The organism is Peribacillus sp. NPDC097284, assembly GCF_044761765.1.
GTDB lineage: Bacteria > Bacillota > Bacilli > Bacillales > DSM-1321 > Peribacillus.
In genome coordinates, this window is sequence record NZ_JBIWCZ010000010.1 from 61883 (window position 1) to 81431 (window position 19549).

Annotated in this window: 18 protein-coding genes and 1 pseudogene; 15 read left to right on the forward strand and 4 right to left on the reverse strand. The window is 35.5% G+C overall.

Features of this window, described 5'->3' with window-relative positions; all coding sequences use genetic code 11:
* Nucleotides 1–15 precede the first annotated feature (15 nt).
* The 9 genes and pseudogenes from ACIQXU_RS16440 to ACIQXU_RS16480 all read left to right on the forward strand — a co-directional run bounded on the left by ACIQXU_RS16440 (nucleotide 16) and on the right by ACIQXU_RS16480 (nucleotide 11421).
* Entirely contained in the window at nucleotides 16–585 is a 570-nt protein-coding gene (locus ACIQXU_RS16440) for a major tail protein (protein WP_402990927.1), read from the forward strand.
* 15 nt (nucleotides 586–600) lie between these two features.
* Nucleotides 601–951 (forward strand): hypothetical protein, encoded by a 351-nt coding sequence (locus tag ACIQXU_RS16445; RefSeq protein WP_402990932.1) that lies wholly within the window; start codon nucleotides 601–603, stop codon nucleotides 949–951.
* Nucleotides 952–1180: 229 nt separating this feature from the next.
* Nucleotides 1181–2347: pseudogene (locus tag ACIQXU_RS20965) on the forward strand (phage tail tape measure protein); the annotation flags it as partial.
* Nucleotides 2348–5984: 3637 nt separating this feature from the next.
* Complete coding sequence (locus tag ACIQXU_RS16455) at nucleotides 5985–6872, forward strand: phage tail family protein (protein WP_402990939.1); 888 nt, start codon at nucleotides 5985–5987, stop codon at nucleotides 6870–6872.
* Nucleotide 6873: 1 nt separating this feature from the next.
* Complete coding sequence (locus ACIQXU_RS16460; protein WP_402990942.1) at nucleotides 6874–7980, forward strand: siphovirus ReqiPepy6 Gp37-like family protein; 1107 nt, start codon at nucleotides 6874–6876, stop codon at nucleotides 7978–7980.
* Entirely contained in the window at nucleotides 7980–9587 is a 1608-nt protein-coding gene (locus ACIQXU_RS16465; protein WP_402990945.1) for a hypothetical protein, read from the forward strand. The genes ACIQXU_RS16460 and ACIQXU_RS16465 overlap by 1 nt, the downstream gene beginning before the upstream one ends.
* Nucleotides 9588–9599: 12 nt before the next feature.
* Nucleotides 9600–10025, forward strand: a complete 426-nt coding sequence (locus tag ACIQXU_RS16470) for a hypothetical protein (protein ID WP_402990948.1) — start codon at nucleotides 9600–9602, stop codon at nucleotides 10023–10025.
* Nucleotides 10026–10076: 51 nt separating this feature from the next.
* Nucleotides 10077–10229, forward strand: coding sequence for a hypothetical protein (locus ACIQXU_RS16475; RefSeq protein ID WP_402990950.1), 153 nt, complete (start codon nucleotides 10077–10079; stop codon nucleotides 10227–10229).
* Nucleotides 10230–10563: 334 nt separating this feature from the next.
* Nucleotides 10564–11421: a hypothetical protein gene (locus ACIQXU_RS16480; RefSeq protein ID WP_402990953.1), complete on the forward strand. Its 858-nt coding sequence runs from the start codon at nucleotides 10564–10566 to the stop codon at nucleotides 11419–11421.
* A gap of 137 nt (nucleotides 11422–11558) precedes the next feature.
* Here the strand turns inward: ACIQXU_RS16480 and ACIQXU_RS16485 are convergent, their stop codons facing one another.
* On the reverse strand, nucleotides 11559–11885 hold the full coding sequence (locus ACIQXU_RS16485; protein ID WP_402990956.1) for a hypothetical protein: 327 nt from the start codon (nucleotides 11883–11885) through the stop codon (nucleotides 11559–11561).
* A gap of 361 nt (nucleotides 11886–12246) precedes the next feature.
* Here ACIQXU_RS16485 and ACIQXU_RS16490 point away from each other — a divergent pair, with 361 nt between their 5' ends.
* From ACIQXU_RS16490 to ACIQXU_RS16505, 4 genes are all read left to right on the forward strand, one after another.
* Complete coding sequence (locus ACIQXU_RS16490) at nucleotides 12247–12666, forward strand: hypothetical protein (RefSeq protein WP_402990959.1); 420 nt, start codon at nucleotides 12247–12249, stop codon at nucleotides 12664–12666.
* Nucleotides 12667–12678: 12 nt separating this feature from the next.
* Nucleotides 12679–12951, forward strand: coding sequence for a holin (locus tag ACIQXU_RS16495; RefSeq protein WP_402990962.1), 273 nt, complete (start codon nucleotides 12679–12681; stop codon nucleotides 12949–12951).
* Nucleotides 12952–13036: 85 nt separating this feature from the next.
* Nucleotides 13037–13807 carry a stalk domain-containing protein gene (locus ACIQXU_RS16500; protein WP_402990964.1) on the forward strand — a complete coding sequence of 257 codons (771 nt, stop codon included), beginning with the start codon at nucleotides 13037–13039 and terminating at the stop codon, nucleotides 13805–13807.
* 80 nt (nucleotides 13808–13887) lie between these two features.
* Nucleotides 13888–14742 carry an N-acetylmuramoyl-L-alanine amidase gene (locus ACIQXU_RS16505; RefSeq protein ID WP_402990967.1) on the forward strand — a complete coding sequence of 285 codons (855 nt, stop codon included), beginning with the start codon at nucleotides 13888–13890 and terminating at the stop codon, nucleotides 14740–14742.
* A 115-nt stretch (nucleotides 14743–14857) separates the two neighbouring features.
* Here ACIQXU_RS16505 and ACIQXU_RS16510 read toward each other — a convergent pair whose 3' ends face one another.
* Nucleotides 14858–15553, reverse strand: a complete 696-nt coding sequence (locus ACIQXU_RS16510; RefSeq protein ID WP_402990970.1) for a hypothetical protein — start codon at nucleotides 15551–15553, stop codon at nucleotides 14858–14860.
* Between the two features lie 228 nt (nucleotides 15554–15781).
* Between ACIQXU_RS16510 and ACIQXU_RS16515 the strand changes: the two genes are divergently transcribed.
* Nucleotides 15782–16624: a hypothetical protein gene (locus tag ACIQXU_RS16515; protein ID WP_402990973.1), complete on the forward strand. Its 843-nt coding sequence runs from the start codon at nucleotides 15782–15784 to the stop codon at nucleotides 16622–16624.
* A 39-nt stretch (nucleotides 16625–16663) separates the two neighbouring features.
* On the forward strand, nucleotides 16664–16945 hold the full coding sequence (locus ACIQXU_RS16520) for a hypothetical protein (RefSeq protein ID WP_402990976.1): 282 nt from the start codon (nucleotides 16664–16666) through the stop codon (nucleotides 16943–16945).
* A 109-nt stretch (nucleotides 16946–17054) separates the two neighbouring features.
* Here ACIQXU_RS16520 and ACIQXU_RS16525 read toward each other — a convergent pair whose 3' ends face one another.
* Both ACIQXU_RS16525 and ACIQXU_RS16530 read right to left on the reverse strand, forming a co-directional pair.
* Nucleotides 17055–17594 (reverse strand): hypothetical protein, encoded by a 540-nt coding sequence (locus ACIQXU_RS16525; RefSeq protein ID WP_402990979.1) that lies wholly within the window; start codon nucleotides 17592–17594, stop codon nucleotides 17055–17057.
* 69 nt (nucleotides 17595–17663) lie between these two features.
* On the reverse strand, nucleotides 17664–18503 hold the full coding sequence (locus tag ACIQXU_RS16530; protein ID WP_402990982.1) for a helix-turn-helix domain-containing protein: 840 nt from the start codon (nucleotides 18501–18503) through the stop codon (nucleotides 17664–17666).
* Between the last annotated feature and the right edge of the window lie 1046 nt (nucleotides 18504–19549).

Here is a 19549-nt window from a genome sequence, read left to right on the forward strand (position 1 = left end):
AGAGGATGATTTTGTATGGCCGTTACAGAAAATAAAGTTACGTTTGGTTTAAAGAATGCTCATTATGCACTAATCACTGAGGCAGCAGATGGGACAGTAACATACGAAAAGCCTGTAAGGATTCCCGGAGCAAAAGAAATGACAACTGATCCTAAAGGGGAGCTTACAGAATTTTATGCAGATGATACAGTCTACTACTCTTCCAACTCAAATCAAGGTTACGAAGGTAGTTTTACTTTTGCTGAATTGCCAGAGTCATTCCGTATCGATGTGTTAGGTGAAAAGTTAGAAGAGGGGGTCCTTACAGAGAACTCTAATGCAAAAATCAAATCGATTGCCTTGCTATTTGAATTCGATGGCGATGTAAAGGCGACAAGGCATGTTCTTTACAATGTTGCTGTCTCTCGTCCAGGAATGAGCTCTTCTTCAAAAGAGGATAGTACAGAGCCAAATACAACAGAAGTTTCCTTTATTGCTCCACCTCGTGCTGATGGTGTTGTAAAAAGAAAAACGGCTGCAGCTACGACAGAGGCAGTTTACAACGCTTGGTATACAAAAGTATTTGAACCAGTACCTACAGTATAAGGAGGAGAATGATAAATGGAAAAGACAATTGTAATTGATGGCAAGGATATTCGTTTTAAAAGTACTGGTGGTTCTGCTATACGATATAAAGCTCAATTCGGAAAAGATTTTTTTGCGGATGTAGCTAAGTTAAGTTCATTAGATAAACTTACAAAAATTGATGATAAGGATTTTAAACCTGAAGACCTGGAAGGATTGGATTTTACTTTCTTCTATAACATTGCTTGGGTATATGCTAAAACAGCAGACAACAAAATTGGGGATCAATTAACTTGGCTTGATAGTTTTGATGAGTTTCCTATCATGGAGATTATTCCAGAGTTACAAGAGCTGATTACAGCCACTTTAAAAACTAAAAAAAAATAGATGATTCAAGTGAACCAGGAACGAACGATGGGGATTTCTCCATTGATACATTCCTGGTTTTATGTCGTAAATGCGGTCTTTCCAAAGAAGATTTGGATGATATGACAATCGGTATGTGCCTAGATTATATCGATGAATATGCCGATTTAAACAACCCTAAAAAACAACAATCAAAATCAAGAAAAGCAAATCAGAAAGATTTTGATTCGTTTTAATGTGAGGTGAAGAAATGGCCGGAAGTATCAAAGGGATTACTATAGAAATAGGTGGCGAAACAACAGGACTCCAAAAGGCGTTAAAAGGCGTTAATAGCCAATCTATCGAATTGCAAAAAGAATTGAAACAGGTCGATAATCTTCTTAAGTTTAATCCGGGAAACGCAGAATTAGTTTCTCAAAAACAAAAGCTTCTAGCAGACCAGGTCGCGACCACTACTGATAAGTTAAAGAAATTGAAAGATGCACAATCACAAGTTGATGCTCAATTTGCATCAGGTAAAATAAACGGAGAACAATACAGGGCTTTTAATCGTGAGTTGGCCGCAACAGAAGGATCTCTAAATGGATTAAAGAATAAGTTTGCAGGATTACAGGCTGAACAAGGTCGTATCGAAAGTTCAACCAGGCAATTAAACACGCTGTTTGATGCTACCGGCACGAGCGTTGATCAATACGCCAATGCGTTAGGTTCAGGTCTGGTCAATGCTATTAAAAACGGAACGGCTTCCTCCAAACAACTTGATGATGCTATTAGTAAGATTGGTCAAGCAGCATTAGGGTCAAGCACCGATATAGATAAAATGAAGAAGGCTCTGTCATCTGTGGATGATGGGGCCTCTTTAAATTCTGTGAAGAAAGATTTAAGTGAAGTTGCCAAGGAAGCCGACCAAGCTGGTGATAAGGTAAACGGCTTTGGTGATGATCTTAAAGGTGTAGTTGCTGGTCTTGCTGCTGGTGGTGGAATAGCAGGTGCTATATCAGCAGCATTAGATACTTCTAGCCTGAATACCGATATCGATATAGCCTTTAATGTCCCGGAAGAATCAAAACAAACGGTTAAAGATGCCATTCGCACTGTCACATCTTATGGTGTAGATGGAGAGGCAGCTTTAGAAGGCGTCCGTCGACAATGGGCCTTGAATAAAGATGCTACAGATGAATCAAACGCTGCAGTGGTCACAATGGCCGGAACTATAACCAAATCTTTTTCTGGAATAGACTTCACTGAATTAATTCAAGAAGCAAATGAAATTGGAGCTACACTCGGTATAACAAATGAAGAAGCACTAGGGCTTGTAAATACTTTATTGGATGCTGGTTTCCCACCAGAACAACTTGATATTATTGCTGAATATGGGGATCAGATGATTCAGGCTGGTTTTTCAGCAAAAGAAGTCCAATCAATCATGTTGGCCGGCGTGGATACTAAAAGTTGGAATATCGATAACCTTTTAGACGGAGTTAAAGAAGGCCGAGTTCAAATGGCTGACTTTGGTTCAGGATTGTCGAAAGAACTACAAGGAATTATTTCGCAAACTGATATTTCTGCTGATCAGTTCGTTGGTTGGGGACAGGCTATAGCTGAAGGTGGCGAAGGTGGACAAAAAGCCATGCTTGAAGCCACTAAAGCTTTAGCTGGTGTAGAAGATTCTACCACCCGTAATGCATTAGGAACAAAAATGTTTGGTACCATGTGGGAAGACCAAGGCATGAAGATTGTTGATACCATCATAAATGCCGAAGGGAAAACTGTTGATTTAGGAAAAGGCATTGATGATGTTAATCAAAAAACTGAAAAACTAGATTCTGATCCTACCGTTACAATGAGGCAGGCTTTCACAGCATTAAAAGATTCTTTACAACCTATTCTTACTGTTATAGCTGAGGTGATAGCAAAAATAGCTGAATGGGTACAAAACAATCCGACATTAGCAGCCACAATAGCAGCAGTCGTTTCTGGAATAGGGATATTAATGGGAATCATAATAGCCCTAGCACCCGTATTCACAGCAATTGCCACAGCAGCAGGAGCTTTAGGCGTCTCTATAGGTGCTATATCATTACCGATTGTTGCTATTATCGCCGCAATAGGTTTGTTAATTGCTGCAGGTGTAGCCATATATAAAAACTGGGATGAGATTAGCGCATTTGCTTCGGAAATTTGGAGTTCAATAACTAATACTATATCTAATCTTCTAACCGAAGGGCGTACAAAAATAGTATCAATTTGGAGTAGTGTGACTGATTTTTTTCGAGATTGGGGACCTCTTATACTTTCCATCCTTTCAGGACCAGTGGGCATGCTAGTGACACTAATTGTTAAAAACTTTTCTAGTATAAAAGCACAGACACTTTCCATTTGGAATATCATTTCTTCTTTTTTAAGTAAATTATGGTCATCCTTGACTTCTACAGCATCAAACACTTTTACATCTTTGAAGTCTAATGTTTTTTCGATATTCTCATCTTTGAAATCTAGTCTTACAAATTTGTGGAATCAATTGGTTTCTTTCTTGAAGTCTTTATGGTCGGGACTAAAAAGTACAGCATCAACAATTTTTTCATCTCTAAAATCAAATGTAGTTTCAATCTTTACAAATCTCAAGTCGAACGTGACTTCAGTTTTTACATCTTTGAAGTCTATCTTAACTAATTTGTGGTCAGGACTGAAGTCCACTGCATCGTCAATTTTTTCATCTCTAAAATCAAATGTAGTTTCAATTTTTACGTCTTTGCATTCTAGTGCTTCCTCAATATTTTCATCTATGAAAAACGCAGTAGTATCAGCAACAAATTCAACGAAATCTGCCCTACTAGCAGGGTGGAACTCAGCAAAGTCGATTGTCACAAATACAGTAAATTCCATTAAAACTGTAGTATCCAACATTTTTAATTCCCTAAAATCAGTGGTTTCTTCGGCCATGGGAAAAGTCAAATCCGCCATTGAAACAGGATGGAATACTGCTAAATCTTTTTTAGATGGAATCAGCCTTACCAGTGTAGGTAAAAACATTGTTTCTGGATTGGTGTCAGGAATTAGTAGTATGTTCGGAAAGGTTAAATCCAAGATTTCAGAATTAGCTAGTCTAATTCCAGCGTGGGCTAAAGATATTCTCGATATTCATTCGCCATCACGTGTTATGAAAGCGATAGGTGTACACGTTGGCGATGGTTTAGCAGAGGGAATAGATTCTTCTAAAAGTGCTGTTGCTAAATCTGCTGTTAATTTAGCTAAAGCAGCAGTTCCTGATTTTTCTTCTAAGATTGCCATTACACAATCTGAGCTAAAAAAACTTAATTCTGTGATTACATCAGTCACAAATACCGCAGAAAAAGAAATCAGCAAGATTCAAAGTAATGCTCAAAAAGAGAGGGCTTTAATTCTTAAGCAAGCAAATAAGTCCATCAGTGATTTAGTTAAGAAGGATAAAGAGGAAATCAAGAAAATCAACAAGAACGAAGAAGACAAGATTAATGAAATCATTGCCAAAGCGAAAGACAAGAAACGAAAACTGACCGCAGCCGAAGAACGGAAAATCATTAGCATTCATGAGGATGCCAAAGAGGCTCGGGCGAAGGTTGCTCAGAATGAAGAGCAAAAAATAAAAACGATTCAAGAAAAATCAGCGAATGATCGCGCTAAGATTGCTACTAGTTCAAAGAAAGAAATTACAGAGATTGAAAAGGGATTAAACGCTGGTAAGTTAAAGGCTTTAGAAGAGTACGTGGATAAACGTAAAGGTTTAGAGTCCATGACCACTGAGCAGGAAGTTGAATTTTGGAAAGAAGCTGTTAAGAAATTCAAAAAAGGGACAGAAGAAAAGACACAGGCTCAGATTAAATACAATAAAGCCCTTGATACGCTAAATAAAGAGCAATTCGATAAAGAGAAGGATTACATTGAAGATAAGAAATACTACAATAAACTATCTTTGTCAGAAGAACTTGCAGCCTACCAGCAATACCTAAAAGAACATAAAAAGGGTTCTGAAGAACGCATTTATTACGAAAAAGAAATTTATCGCGTCAAACAGGAGATTCAAAAACAAATTGATCAGATTAATGAGGACTATCTTTCAAAAGTCCAAACTCTTAATCAACAATTAATCGATGAAGAAAATAAATTGAATGATGAATATAAAAAGGCTCTCGATGATCGCGCTAAGTCGTTGTATTCATTCGCGGGCATTTTTGATGAGATAGCAGCTAAAGACGTATCTGGTGATACCCTTTTAAATAATTTACAATCGCAAGTCACAGCTTTTGAAGATTGGCAGAGAAATATTTCAGAATTGGCTTCCAAAGGCATTAATGAGGGATTGCTCGCAGAACTACAAGAAATGGGTCCTAAAGCTGGGGCGGAAATCGCCGCATTAAATACCTTAACGGATGAACAACTACAGCAGTATGTAGCCTTATGGCAAGAAAAGAACCGTCTAGCGAAAGAACAAGCTACGAAAGAACTTGAAGGCATGAAGATAGAAACAGGCATCAAAATTGAAGAATTAAAGAAAGACACGGCTACTAAGCTATTAGGCTACCAAGAAGAATGGCGCAAAGCTATGGTAAACGCTAAACTACAGGTTAAAAATGAAGCGAAAGAAATGCCTGGAATTGGTGAGTTTGCAGTGGCTGGTTTAATCGATGGTCTGAATAGTAAAAAGAGCGCCTTGGTTTCTGCTGCACAAGAGCTGGCTAGTATTGTGAAAGATACATTCCAAATGGCCCTTGATATCCATAGTCCTTCACGTGTTTTTAAAGGATTCGGCGTGAATATCAATGAAGGACTTATTCAAGGGATTCAGGAGTCTTCTAGACAACTAGATAGGGCCATGAATGATGTGTACGGTAGCATGGCTAGTAGTGCAGGTAAAATGCTACAGACATCCGGCAATACTCAAAGAACGAACAGTTATGATCATTCTAAAACCATGCATAATACGTTTCAAATCAATACTGTTGATTCTACAGACATTGTAAGAAAAATCGAAAGGGCTCAGAGACGGATGGCCTTTGAGTTTGGAGTGTGATGCCGTGTTAATCAAGAATCTTACTATAACCAACAGCCGGGGGGATTTCATCACCTTCGGCCAAAGCTTCCGTCTCACTGATGATTTTGAATTGAGTGGTTTGTCCGCCACAGTGAATCATACGGAGAGTACATCGGACGGATCTACCTATCAAAATACCGTTTTAAACAATAAGGACTTTGAAGTTCCTTTTTTAATATACAAAACAATCACGGAATCCTGGTGGATTGAAGAAAAACGTAATGAAGCATACAAAGTTTTTAATCCTAAAGCCAATCCTTTTCGATTGGACATTGAAACAAAAGCAGGCGAACAGTATTACCTTCATGCGAACTTGGAAGGAGCACCGTCTTTTCCAAATGGTTTTGACAATAGCAATCATTCATGGCAAAAGGGACTATTGCAGTTTTCTTCCAACGATCCATATTTTTATACAAAGAATGAGATTAAAGTGGATATTGCCCTTTGGATTGGTGCCTTTGAATTTCCCTTAGAGATTCCAGAGGAAGGGATAGAAATGGGCTATAGATCTCCATCTTTAATAGTCAATGTCTTAAATGAGGGACAGGAAAGCACTGGAATGATGATTCGTTTCAAGGCTTTAGGGACCTTAAAGAGTCCATCACTTGTGAATGTAAACAGCTATGAATCCTTGAAAATCAATACGGAAATGAAGGCCGGGGATATTATTGAAATATCCACTTATAAGCGCCGAAAGCGAGTAACGTTAATTCGTAATGGGGAGGATACTAACATTTTCAACCTTTTGGATCTATCGAGCACATTCCTGCAGCTTGATTTAGGAGACAACCTTTTTCGTTATGATGCTGTAACTGGTTTAGATAATTTAGAAGTCTCTATGACCTTTACGCCACGGCTCCTGGGGGTATGATATGGAACTCTATGTATTTGATTTGAATTTCAACAGACTTGGTATTATTGACGATTTTGAGAGTGTGAAAGTCGAAAGATATTATACCAAAATGGGACAACTGACTATGACAATCGATGGCAGCAAGGACAATATTGATTTGCTTCAAAAAGGCCGGATACTAGCCAAGACAGACGATTTACAGCATGGATATCTCATCCTCACCCGAGAATATTTAGATGAACAGTCCAGTCAGTTAGAAATCATTGCTCCATCGTTAAATATCATGTTACGGCGCCGGTTAATCATTGGTCAACAGAGCTTCACAGGAAATATTGAGAATGTCTTAAAATCATTTGTTGCAGTAAATGCCGTTACTCCAGCTAATCCCAATCGGATTATACCGGGTCTAACGATATCCACGAATCACGGGATCAATATAACAGCGACCGAGACGGACAGTAATGTCCTTTTGGATGAATTTCTGTATACGGTCTGCAATAAGCACGATTTGTCCTGGGATGTCCTGCTAGATGTATATAACAAGAGATTCATTTTTGATGTATGGCAAGGGACCGACCGAAGCGCTGAACAACATGTAAATCCTCATGTTATTTTTTCCAAAGACCGTGAAAATGTCCTTAAACAGAATTACACAGAGAGCGAAAGCGATTATAAAAACGTTGCTATTGTGGCCGGAGAGGGCGAGGGGAATGATAGGGCCTATCTTACTGTAAACGATCAAGTTAGTGGCTTTGATCGGATAGAAATGTTCGTCGATGCCAGGGACTTACAAAGCACTTATCAAAGTGAAAATGATGTGGATATCACATTGACACCTGTAGAATACAAGGACCTTTTAAATGAGCGTGGAAAAAGCAAGTTGACGGAATATCCTAAGGTTGTCACTTTTGAGAGTGATATAGATTTATATTCGAATGAAGTATATGGCGTGGATTATTTTATGGGAGATAAAGTGAGCATCAAGAACGATGATCTATCGCTTATCATGCATACCAGGATTGTTTCGGCCATTGAATCCACTACACAAACTGGGACCTCCTTACAGGTCGATTTCGGCTCTAATATTCCTACATTACTAGATAAATTGAAAAGGGCGGTGAAATGATGGCTATTACAAGTGGTTTTTTTAATAGTGTGAATGGAGACCGAAGATACAAAGCTGATTTTTTTGCCGAGTATTTTGCGAGTTTTATAGCAAACGGGGTATTTCCTAATCCCTCCACAGGCATGCAGGTGATTGCAAACGGAAATATGACCGTGAGCATTCGGGCAGGAAAAGCGTGGATAAAAGGCTATTACGTCAATAATGATGCTGATTATTTATTAAGTTTAGGTGTGGCTGATGGCGTACTTAAACGGATTGACCGCATTGTGTTGCGATTAGATTTTTCTTCCCGACAGATTACTCCAGTCGTCAAGAAAGGGACAGCTACATCAAGTCCAACAGCTCCATTATTACAAAGGGATGCCGATGCTTATGAATTAGGGCTTGCTGATGTTTTAATCTCGAATGGAGCTATTAGTATATCCCAAGCTAATATTACCGATACGCGGTTAAATACAGCCTTGTGCGGTATCGTACATGGCGTGGTTGATCAGGTAGATACCACTACCATTTTCAATCAGTACAAGACATGGTTTATTGAATTTTCCTTAACAAAGCAATCTGAATTTAATAGTTGGAAAAGTGTACAAGAATCGGATTATACAACCTGGACTGCAGCAAAGACATATGAATTTAATTCCTGGTTTACATCGATACAGGATATTTTATCTGGTGATGTAGCTGGCAATCTACTAAGTAAAATCACTCAAATAGAGAATGACCTTGCTGCACATCAGGCGGATTATACGACACACACCGGATTTGCTGTTGCAACTGGAACAGCTAACTCTTATATCGCCACACTTACGCCAGCACTCTCCACATATAAAGAGGGTGTTTCTTTACGCCTTAAAATTAACGTGGCTAATACAGGAGCATCCACTATTAATGTGAATGGTCTTGGAGCAAAAGCCATTAAGAAACAAAATGGAAATGCAGTAGTTGTAGGAACCCTCAAAGCAGGAAGTGTCTATACGCTGGCTTATGACGGAACGGCTTTTATCTTACAGGGTGAAGGGGCTTCTGGTACTGCCATTGCATCTGACCTTCTCTCTGGTAAAACAGCAAGTACAGATGCAGGAGATATAGTCGGGACGATACCTAATAAAGTAGGAAGTGCAACAATTATTACGCCAAGAACCTCTGATATTGTTATTCCGAAAGGATATTTCGGTGGTGATATAAATGACGGAAAAGTACTAGGCGACCTTAATTTAATTGCAGACAATATATTAAGTGGGAAAAGTATTTTCGGAGTTAACGGAAACTTAGCACCGAAACGAATCGCAAGTGGTACAGCAACATCTTCAGCCCAGTATGATTTAACCGTTTCACTTTCTTTTAAACCAAGTATAGTAATCTTTACCGCATATAACGGGACTAGCTATTACAATTTAGGAGTCTTGTTTGACTACAAAACCTTCTATACACTACTTAACCCATCCTATAAAGCTATTAATGGATTCAGTGTTGTACAGACATGGGCAGGAAGTCCAAATCAACTTGGTCTCCTTAATGAGGAAACCTCTTACGTTTTAGATAATGGATTCAAGATAAAAGTCCCATATTCTAGTACAGCCTACGAATTTAAAGCTATTCAATATTAAGGAGTGAAATCAATGAAAGAAATTGGAAGAAGGATTTATTTCGATAATCTTAATGGGAGTGTAATAGTAGATACAGGACAGAAAATTGATAGCCATTCGGTCCCTATAGACAGAGAAATCCAAAGTTTTACAGCACTATCCGAACGCAACCGTAACACATTCGATGTCCTAGAACTTCCATACGGAGCGTATTTGCAGGACTTCGCAGAGTGTGGGGGAAATTATCGTGTCAATCCCACAACAAAGGAATTGGAGTTTTCTTACCCTGTACCGGGCGAACCGGAAGCGCCGCAGGTATTCGGGCCACCTTTGACGGAACAAATTGAGGAATTGAAAGCAGAAAACACTCTATTAAAAGCACGAAACCAAGCAATTAGTGAACGGACGGATTTTCATGAGGATCTTATCGCGGATATGGCGATGATGATTTATCAGTGATTATCCGTTTTTTTAATACAACTTACAATAAAACTTATAGGAGATGATATTATGATGGCATTATTTTTTGCTCAACGCGTAATTTTAGGGAAAACGGAATTTAATGAAGTACCTTCTACTTTGAAACCAGGTGTTTATGAAAATTTGAAAGATAGTGGCGTAGAGTTCTTAGCTGGAGATTATCAACCTAAAGCTGCAGAGTAGGAAGATATTATGTATTAAAAATTTATTCTACTTCAACTAACGAATCAGAACTGTTGAAGAAGAATTAATGTGGTCAATTTCTTGAGAAATCAACGTAGAAATTTGCTTAATATATAAAATTTCTTTTTTGGCCGGATTCCTTTCTTATTTTTAAGCATTACGTTTCTTATCTTGCTAACATAGAAATATTTCCCTTTAAGTTTTTTAAATTTACCCGATAGTAGTAATAGGCATGAATTTACAAATGGTAGGTATATAGTTATCGGTAAATCGGACTTACTAGGAAAATAAGTGGGTGTTTTGCCAATGTTAGATTACTTAAGGAGCGTTCTTAATGAAGAAATTACTATCTTTCTGTTTTGTGATGTTATTAGTACTAAGTGGATGTGAGAGTGACGAGGAAAAAATAAAATCGGGTGTTAATAAAATACAAGAGAAGTTGAATACAATTATATCAGAGTCGGAAATTTCCGACTTTATTGAAGGGGATATTAAATTCGAACGTTACGATACAATTATTAGTGAGGAAAAGACGGTTTTTATGTATAACATTGTTATACCTATGAAAGCTTCTTATCTACAGTTGAAACCTTCAGAACAATATAGATTACTTAAAGAGCCCACCCAAAAGATATTCGACTACCAGGGAGATGATTATTATGGAGGACCAATAGGAAATCAGATCTTAATGGATTATGAAGCTAATGAGGAAAGAATAAAACATGAGTCGTTGATTCTTACCTTTAATAAAGATGATAATTATAATATAAGTTTAAATAATGAAGAAGCAAAAGAATACGAAATTGATAATAATGGAGATCTAAGCAACGTAATATTTGGAACTATAGGGAATGAAAAATATGTCATTCTCAGCACCGGTGAGTTATTACATGAAGATGAATATAGAAATAGTGAAAATTATGCTCTTAAAGATTCTACTAGTGATCAATCAACTCAAACCCCTACCCAAAATACAGAAAATGGATGGGGTAGCTTATCTTTAAATCAAAAATCTAGTATGGTTTCTCAACACTTACTACAACTACAAAATCAAGGGTATACAATTAATGTTAATGAAGATTATTTTATAAAATCACTTGATGCTTATTATGAAGGTAATGAAACTGATGTAACAAGCATAGGCGAAGCTATTCAAATGGTTGGATTGGCAGGAGGAGCTATCACGAAGTAACTATCTTATAGTTTAATAGAAAAGTAAAGTCGACAGGAAATCTGTTGGCTTTTTGTGTCACATACGGAAGATAAAGCGTACACAGTGTTGGCTTTTATATTTTGCTAAAAAGAGGGCGTAAAAAACCCTCTCTTTTACTATCTTCGTTCGATTATGAAATACGATGGTTGGGGATTATTCTCTCTATCATAATTTGTATAACAAATGCTTTTGAATGGTTTATCCAATGGGTAATTGAATTTTTCATTTAAGATTTTGCAACCTTCTAGTCTCGCTTTTTCTAAGGGTGCATCTAAATCATTTATTACTTTGATTGGTTCAAAGTTATTGATTTCTAGTAAATAATATGGTGAAGTTTCTTCGCCTTTTGTAATTATTGGGTATTTATTCGCGAAATTAACTTCTTCTGTGGAAAGATCACGTTTTCTTACTCTGGTAATTTTGTATTCATTATAATTAAACATTAATAAAAAATCCCCCTTTGTATTTTTTATCTAATTATACAATGGGAGGATGTATGAAAATGAAAAGGTTTCACGTTTTTTAAAATTACACATCCGGAAGATGATGTGCAGTAAACAAACAAAAAGATGAACTGACAGAATTAAGTATTGGAATAGGGAAAACAATCGACAACAATCGACAAATTATGTATTCTAATATAGAAAACAATCTTAATTGTTTTCTTTTTTTCCATGTTGTGCGGTTAGTCAATTGCAGTTGGCTAATCGTACTTTTAAAATTTGTTTGAATAGCGCAGATGAAGCCGGCCATTTTGGTCGGCTTTTTATATTGGACGAATAGAGAGAAAAGTTAAAAGGGGGAATGAGGGAATTGGAGGGGATGGGATTGGAAAGTAAGGTTCAGGAACATGATGAAAAATTTAAAGCAGTAGATCAAGAGCTCGAGAGTCACCGTGAACAGCTTTTGCAGTTGAAACAAAATGATGAAAAGTTTCAGCAAGATGTATCTCTACTTAAAACGGATCTTGCTAAATTGCAGTCAGGACAAAGCAGTTTAGAACTCACGGTAATGAAGGGGAATGAATCGACTAGGGACCTAGTCAACGAGAATAAAGTGATTACAAACAAATTGCTTGATCATGTGATTGGCAAGGATGCACAAGAGCAACAGTCCAACATTGAAACAAGAAAACAGAAGTGGGAGATCATGGGGAAGGTTACTGTCGCTGTATTTGGTGGTAGTGGCCTTCTTTATTTAATTGTACAAGCTTTTTTACCATAAGGAGGAATGAATGTGGAAAACGAAGTCATGCAGCAAGTATTAATCTTTACAACTATTTTAGCACCTATAGTTACAGCGTTTGTACAAGTCATTAAAGGGACAGTTAAATTGCCTAACAATGCATTACCTCTTGTTAGTTTGGTGGCAGGATTAGGGATAGGATCCGTAGCATTTCCATTCACAGATATGGATATCACACTGAGGTTATGGGCCGGAGCATTTGCTGGTCTTGGAGGAACTGGTCTTTATGAAGTATTTACAAATCGTATAGGAAATACAAAATAAGCTGAATTTGAGAGGTTTATATATATTTATCTCCAATCCATTAAATGGTATATTGTTACTATTATGATAGGAGGAATGTTTTTCCATGAATAAAAAAATACTGTCTTTAGTAACCATGTTTGCTGTAGTTATAGCTTTTACCTTTAACTTTTCAAATCCAGTTCAAGCAGCACCAGTAAAAAAGAAGGTAACAGTGACGATAGGCAAGTATACCATCAAGCTGAATAATAAGAAGCAGAAGACTCAAACTTTAACCTATGGATCTACAACTTATATTCCCATTACTTCTGTTGCAGGACTTACAGGTGCTAAGGTTAAGAAAAGTAAATCGACTTATAACTTCATTCCCTTAACTGCACAAGAGATTGGAAATGATCTAAAAACAGAATATGAAGCTCAATTAAATTATGAAAAGGAAAATACTAAAAGGGCAAAAACAGATAAGGAATTAAGAATGTTATACTCGAAATTTCGTAGTTTTTCACATGTAGATGAATTTGTAATGATCGGAAGGATTCAATATGATATATCCTCTGGTAAGGATGCTTACGCCGCTTATTTAGATAATAAGATTAGAAATGAAATTAAAATATATGAAAGGGACAGAAAAGAAATAATTACTACCATTGCATCAATAAAGAGTATTATTAAAGATAATAAGATGACTATAAATGAGGAGAGACTTTCAAGGGCTGTGGAAGATTATGATAAAACACATACCATGATACAAAGTCTATATCAAATGTTAAAGATTTCTAAAGAAACGGGTGGGGAATTAGATTCGGAATTCGGGGACTTATATATAAAGGCTTATGCTTATGCTGCTGCTGTTTCTGACACTGCGCTCATGGAATAACTCTAATATTAATAAAAAATAAGCTGCCTCTGGGCGGCTTTTTATTTTATTTTATTTTAATAAAAAGGAGACGATTAATAATGGTTAAGATTTATATAGATCCAGGTCATGGTGGAACAGATCCAGGCGCAGTAGGAAATGGTTTAAGAGAAAAAGATCTTACATTACAAATCGCTACAAGAATCAAAGATATTCTTGCTGGTTATAAGGACGTCTCTACTAAAATGAGCCGTACTGGAGATACCTTCCCATCACTGTCGGCACGAACAAACGAAGCAAATGCTTGGGGAGCCGATTTTTTCCTGTCTGTCCACATTAATGCTGGCGGTGGACAAGGGTATGAGGACTTCATCTATACAACTAGCAATAAGGAAACGAAAACGTACCAAGACAATATCCATGCTGAAATAATGAAACTTATTGATATGAAAGATCGTGGACAAAAGACAGGTAATTTACATGTTCTACGGGAATCAAAAATGCCTGCCATACTAACTGAAAACGGATTTATCGACAACGCTTCAGATGCTTCTCAGCTTAAAAAGAGTGCGTTTATCGAAGCTGTTGCTCAAGGGCATGTAAATGGCATCGTTAAATCTTTCAATCTGAAAATGAAGGAAAATGAGGTATCTGGAAGCAACGGGAATACTCATATCGTTGTCAAAGGCGATACGCTTTATTCCATTGCTAAAAAATACGGAACGACTGTGGCTAATCTGCAAACGCTGAATCCAAAGGTAGACGCTGATTCACTTCAAATTGGCCAGAAACTTATTGTTAGTGGTTCAGCTGCTACTTATCACAAAGTTACAAAAGGCGATACTGTATCTGCTCTTGCGAAGAAATATGGCAGCACAAATAAAAAAATTAAAGATTGGAATAGCCTTGATAGTAAATATACGATTGTGATTGGAGCGAAATTGCGTATTAACTAAGGAAGGGGTGCGTCTAAGCATTTAATTTGACTTACGACGCATCCCTATATAATAGAAAAGTATAGATGTGTTTCATTAATGATAAAATTTCCGGGCATATAATTATAAAGTGGACTTAGAGAGTAGAATCATTTTGTTTTAATTGTTCATCCTGGTTTGTGTCACCGTTATTATCTGAGTGATTATGTTCATCCTGGTTTGTGTCACCGTTATCATCTGAGTGATTATGTTCGTCCTGGTTTGTGTCACCGTTATTATCTGAGTGATTATGTTCATTCGAAGTAGGATCATCATACAAATCTATTTTTTTGTCTTTTTTAATAATTTCTTTTGATTGTAAAAATAGTATATATTCTGAGTTAGTCGCTGTAATAGGTTTATCCAAATCAAATTTCAATTCTAAATATTGTTGTTGAGTAAGTTCCTTATTCTTAGAGAGTGTATTTTTTAACTTTTTAACTCTTGTTATATTATCCTTTAAACCCTTAATAAATTCATTCTTAATTCTTTTTAATTCCTTTTTATTATCATCTTCTATATTTTCTGGTAGTTTAATGTTTTTTACGGATTGAATCTCTTTTGTGATTTTAAGAGTATATTCTTTAATATTGTTGTCGAAATTATTATTTTCTAATTTTTCGTTAAAACTATTAAAAATATACTTCTCATTATAATTTTGAACATTAAATGTTGTTTTATCTAAAATAGGCGTAAATTGTTTGTCTAAAAAATTTTTCAAGTTATCTTTTTTAGTTGTGCAGCCTGTAATAAATAATATAAGAATAATTAATAAAATAAAATATTTTTTCATAATACTCTCCTGGTTCTCAATGAATTTAATAATACTAGATTGTTTAAGAGATATAAATTAGAGATATAAGTAGAAAAATGAACTATAAATCACCTCTCGAGTCCTTTTTGATAAATATTATATTTCCTAAAATAATTATAAAATAATATTTTATGGAAAATCATTTACATAATATCACAAATATGTTTAAAATAATACGGTACTTTAAAATATTGGAGGTAAAAGAAAATGAGAAGAAAAAAGGCAATGGTACTAATTCTTACTGTTATTATGATGTCTTGGTCGATGTTTTTTACGAACACAACATCAGCTGAAGAAAGGAAAAATAATGGGTTTGCTGAGTATATGTTAATTACATTTTTGGAAGATGATGAAATAACGGACAGCGAAAAAGAAGAATTAGAAAATGTAGGTTGGGAAGTAGAAGGAAATAGAGTTTATAAAATTGGTAATTTTGGTGAGGGAACCATTAAAGTTAATGGAAAAGATACAGCTATCAATTCAGATGGATCTTTTTTTGTTGAAGAGAACCTCGATAAAATTACGGTTTCTGTAAATGAACAAGAAGAAAAAGTTGTTGAGAAAGATTCAAATGGACAATATCATTTTGTTCAGCCTATTAGTTGGGATCATTTTAATGAAGTGATGGATCATCATGATCAAGAATCTCAAGAATCAAATACTTCTGCTTTAAATAGTACTGATCAAAATATAGAAGACCATACAGATTTAAATATTGTTAATACAAATAATTCCATGAGTGGTAATGTACAAACATTAGGGACTACTTATGATAACAACAATGTTGTTAAAGTAGATTATTATGATAAATATAAAAAAGGTGATTGGGTTCACTGTAACCGATTTAATGGACCCTCTACAGATGGTGTTCACTATCCACATTCAAATTGGAGGGCATTAAGGAATTTTGCACATAGCGATTGCGATGATGCTTTTGCTATTAGGTGCCTAAAAGATTATACTTCAGAAACTTGGTGTAATGGGTCTGGAGGGGCAGCAGCTTGTTCAGGTAAATTGGGCCATAGTAAAAAATATCACAAACATTCATAATAGAAAGGTGCTCAGTCATCATAGAAAGAAGGTAGTATTATGAATTTGAAGTACTTATCTGTTTCAATCTTTTCTATAATTGCTTTTTTAGGACTTTACTTTTCTAGCTATACAGCTTTGGGAAACCCTTATATAGCGTTTACGTTATGTTTAATATTAACCCTAATACCCATAGTTTGGTCATTAATTCTATTAAAAAAAGATAATTCCAGTGGGGCTATTATATTTTTGACTATTTCCGGAATACTATTACTTTTTACTTTATTTATGTTCTTAATCCCAGAAGCAGGAAATCCTCCTGAATTATTTAGAGAACATTAAAAACCGTTCAGGGTTTAAAAACACAGTCTTTAGTCATCATAATAAAGCCCTTCTCTTAAATGAGAGGGGCAATTTATTTCCAACTTAAATTACTAAGACGCGTATTAAATTAATATTTTGCTTCTAAAATAAAAATACTTGATGGGTCACCTTTAAATGTAAAAGTAATTTCGTTGCTATTTTTTACTTGGACAGTTTTTTTATTAAATGTCTCTTCACTATATAATCCTAAAGCTCTCCTTAATTTTGTCCTCTCACCAAGCGTTAAATCGTTGTCAGCTGATCCGATTAAAAGTTCAAAAGCAATATCAAAATCTTTCTTATTAGTTAACTTTACGGACGGGTCAACTGATACTGTTGCCTTATCAATTTTCTTATTTTCATTTATTTCAAGAAAAATTACAATTGTCTCAGATAATGCAATTGCATATTTATTTTTTTCAATTTCCTCTGATGAAAGGATTTTAAGCCTTGTTTTATCTCCCATTTCAGTTAGTGCTTGATTTACTCGTTTTTCGTATTCTTCCACAGTGATTTTTTTTGCTTCTTTTTCCTTTCTGAAGTCACTATCAGATTTCATAGCTATGATAATTATTACCACTATTAAAACGACTATTGGTAAACACCCGAATTTTAAAAATTTCTTCAAAACTGTTCCTCCTCTAGGTAAAATAGCCCAACTAAAAGATTACCAGTTTTGTATAAGTATTGTAAATGGTTATCCAGCAATAAAATCTTCGTCAAAGTAAAGCTTTGTCATTAATTTGTTCACAATCCCGTTATAGTAAGCAAACTGTCCCTTAATCATTTTAGTTCCTACCTTAACTTTCATAGCAAACTCCTTGAAAGCTCTAATACCGATTTGTATTTCCTGTGCCTTATTAAACGCTCTGGACCCTGTGGAATAATCTATAACTCTATTGCATTGCTTAACAACCTTCCAAAATTCTTGAATGGTTTTAGCTTCATGATAAAAAGAACTTGCTAGGTTAGCAAAGTTATCTGGTACCCATGCAGCTACAAAATTTGCTCTGAGTAGGTTATCAACAGATTTATCCACATGAGAAAGAGAAGGAGCGTTGTTACGTTCTTTATATCTTTTAATATTTTGTTTTAAGGAACTAGTAGTTGTTTTAATGGTAGGACACTTCTTGGACATTTTCACAGGGGCCTTGTCGGTCACTTCTTCATTTACAGGCTGAATGATAATAGCATTAGCTGTTTGCATCATATCTTTTTTACGCTTCATAGAAATCTGCTTAATCATGCCTAGATCCACTAGTTTCTTCATTAATCGTTGAACCGTTTTATAAGATAGTTCTAGCTTTTCGGCAATGGTATTTTTACACATGTAGCTCACACCAAATTGCTTGCAGCTGTGACGCTTAAGAACTTCCAGTAAGGCAATAAGTCTAGCTTGTACATCTGTACGTTTAATAGACGTACGAATGATGTCTCTGTACACACGTACTGCTTGATTCATTTCTTCTCTTTCTGTGAATGATGATAGGTTGTTATATGATTCGTCATTTGCTATTACATCGATACGTTTCTTCATTAATATTTCGTCTCCTTTTAGGAAACAAAAAAGCAACGATTCACCAATGATTAGCAAACCGTTGCGAAGAAACCCAAAATGTATTAAACTACATCTAGGGTACAGCAAGTGTTTGCCTATCGAGAGTAGGCGGACGGTATAAGAGTGTTGGTAGCACTACTTATACACGCTGTGCTCTTTTGTTTTTTGTAATTAATATTTGCCCATAAAATTGCCCATGAATTGCCCATAAAAGTTAGATGGATTTTGATTTATTATGATTATATTCATTTGGGAAACCACGATAATTAAGCATATTTAATATGTTTTTATCCGTTTTACTTCTATAGAATATGTTCCGCACGCAAGTTCACCCTTGGGAACGCGAACAATATATGAGCACGTATTAATTCTTTGAACCCTTGACGCTCTAAGCGTTGAGGGTTTTTGTTTTGTAGGTGAATACTTTATATTTATGTTTACTTTTTAAATACACAAAACACCCACACTCACGACAAAACTTTGTTTATATATGCACCGAAATTGTTCACTTAACCTTTAGCCCTTCTACATCAGTATTCACTATCAATTTTATGTCGCAGTTCAACTCTCAACTTATAAGTTGAGAGTTGAACTTTAATCTTAGTGAAAGATGTTATTCGTTTTTTCTTCGGTGATGCCGATAATAGGGGTTTATTTTAACTATTATTTTTCCCTCTATTCAACTAACCGAGCAGGATAGGTAAATAAGAATAGGAGGAAAAAAGGATAATAAATAGAATATCAATACCAATCATATAAGCAAGAAAGGTAGATTAGGCTCAAATATTTCAACTCTATTTTTAAGATCGCCCCTCATTTTTATAACATTAAAGAAAATATAAAATGTGCAATTGATGAACATGTAATCTTAACAAATGGGGATTAAGCAAATATTTACTCAAACAAACTTGACTTGGAAATTGCTATGTTATTCTGTTAAAGGGCGCTTATCTGTAATATGATAAACACCTTTGTTTAAAAAATGATTAAGTCCTTAACAGTAATTTTAAATAATTGGTATTAAG

What these genes read in the sequence shown, in the direction of transcription:
- ACIQXU_RS16480 (WP_402990953.1), top strand. Translation starts at nt 10,564, where the DNA reads ATGAAGAAATTACTATCTTTCTGTTTTGTGATGTTATTAGTACTAAGT.
- ACIQXU_RS16515 (WP_402990973.1), top strand. Translation starts at nt 15,782, where the DNA reads ATGAGAAGAAAAAAGGCAATGGTACTAATTCTTACTGTTATTATGATG.
- ACIQXU_RS16470 (WP_402990948.1), top strand. Translation starts at nt 9,600, where the DNA reads ATGAAAGAAATTGGAAGAAGGATTTATTTCGATAATCTTAATGGGAGT.
- ACIQXU_RS16465 (WP_402990945.1), top strand. Translation starts at nt 7,980, where the DNA reads ATGGCTATTACAAGTGGTTTTTTTAATAGTGTGAATGGAGACCGAAGA.
- ACIQXU_RS16530 (WP_402990982.1), bottom strand. Translation starts at nt 18,503, where the DNA reads ATGAAGAAACGTATCGATGTAATAGCAAATGACGAATCATATAACAAC.
- ACIQXU_RS16490 (WP_402990959.1), top strand. Translation starts at nt 12,247, where the DNA reads ATGAGGGAATTGGAGGGGATGGGATTGGAAAGTAAGGTTCAGGAACAT.
- ACIQXU_RS16505 (WP_402990967.1), top strand. Translation starts at nt 13,888, where the DNA reads ATGGTTAAGATTTATATAGATCCAGGTCATGGTGGAACAGATCCAGGC.
- ACIQXU_RS16500 (WP_402990964.1), top strand. Translation starts at nt 13,037, where the DNA reads ATGAATAAAAAAATACTGTCTTTAGTAACCATGTTTGCTGTAGTTATA.
- ACIQXU_RS16460 (WP_402990942.1), top strand. Translation starts at nt 6,874, where the DNA reads ATGGAACTCTATGTATTTGATTTGAATTTCAACAGACTTGGTATTATT.
- ACIQXU_RS16475 (WP_402990950.1), top strand. Translation starts at nt 10,077, where the DNA reads ATGATGGCATTATTTTTTGCTCAACGCGTAATTTTAGGGAAAACGGAA.
- ACIQXU_RS16510 (WP_402990970.1), bottom strand. Translation starts at nt 15,553, where the DNA reads ATGAAAAAATATTTTATTTTATTAATTATTCTTATATTATTTATTACA.
- ACIQXU_RS16440 (WP_402990927.1), top strand. Translation starts at nt 16, where the DNA reads ATGGCCGTTACAGAAAATAAAGTTACGTTTGGTTTAAAGAATGCTCAT.
- ACIQXU_RS16520 (WP_402990976.1), top strand. Translation starts at nt 16,664, where the DNA reads ATGAATTTGAAGTACTTATCTGTTTCAATCTTTTCTATAATTGCTTTT.
- ACIQXU_RS16445 (WP_402990932.1), top strand. Translation starts at nt 601, where the DNA reads ATGGAAAAGACAATTGTAATTGATGGCAAGGATATTCGTTTTAAAAGT.
- ACIQXU_RS16485 (WP_402990956.1), bottom strand. Translation starts at nt 11,885, where the DNA reads ATGTTTAATTATAATGAATACAAAATTACCAGAGTAAGAAAACGTGAT.